The organism is Mariniflexile aquimaris (assembly GCF_042676825.1).
Classification (GTDB): Bacteria; Bacteroidota; Bacteroidia; order Flavobacteriales; family Flavobacteriaceae; genus Mariniflexile; species Mariniflexile aquimaris.
In genome coordinates this window covers 1-892 of the sequence record NZ_JBHTIB010000010.1, presented here as the reverse complement: position 1 = coordinate 892, position 892 = coordinate 1, and the positions used below count along the sequence as shown (strand labels likewise).

Annotated in this window: 1 protein-coding gene; it reads left to right on the top strand. The window is 28.4% G+C overall.

The genetic code is table 11. From position 1 onward, the window contains the following. Positions 1 to 79 precede the first annotated feature (79 nt). On the top strand, positions 80 to 688 hold the full coding sequence (locus ACFQ0I_RS07980) for a hypothetical protein (RefSeq protein WP_379941064.1): 609 nt from the start codon (positions 80 to 82) through the stop codon (positions 686 to 688). Positions 689 to 892 lie beyond the last annotated feature (204 nt).

Here is an 892-nt window from a genome sequence, read left to right as displayed (position 1 = left end):
TGAATTTCCTTTGGAAATTCCTCGCACGCAAACCCGCAACTTTCCATATACATAAACGTTGGGCTTCATACTGAAAAACATGACGAATATTAAATATAAAAAAAGTAAAATACTAATTCAACCTATTGGAATAATGTTGTTGTTTTTAATATTGAATTCTTGTGCGTGTATTGGACCGAACAGTAAAAAAGGACAAGAACAAGCGCGAGTATGGATTACAAAGAAACTAAAAAAATATAAAATGGTTAATCCAGAAAACCGAAATATAAGGACAGATGTATTTTATAAAAGTTTAGGTTATGCTTATAATGAAAATGATAACTCATATACATATGACAAGGAAATTCCAAAATATATGAAACCAGAAGATTATCAAGAATTAACACAATATTATAGATTCTATAATTCTGGAACTGCTTTTACATTTTCAAAAAATATCAATGATACCGTTTTTGATTCAAACTCCTTTATTAACAAAGATGGAGGTATTTCATTTGTTTTGGACAAAAATGAAAATATAATAATATCTTATTCAACCATGAATTGTGGAAGATTCCTAGAAAGGAGCTATGAAGTTAAAGGAGATACTTTAATTGTGAAACATGGAGATAATATAGGATATAGAGTTTTTCATTATTATAAAGAATTTGAGGTTTCCAAATCTATAATTGACATACCTGAATTTTGAATAAAATAAGTACGAAAGCCCAACATTGTATATAAAAAATTGCTATTTTGTGCTTAACCAATGTGAGTTGCTTTGTTTGCTAGCTTCTGATTTTCCTTCGGAAAATCCTCGCACACAAACACGCAACTTTTCATATACGTAAACGTTAGCCACAATTTAAAAAAAATGAATCGTTACCTTTTAATATTAGGATTTTTGTTTTTA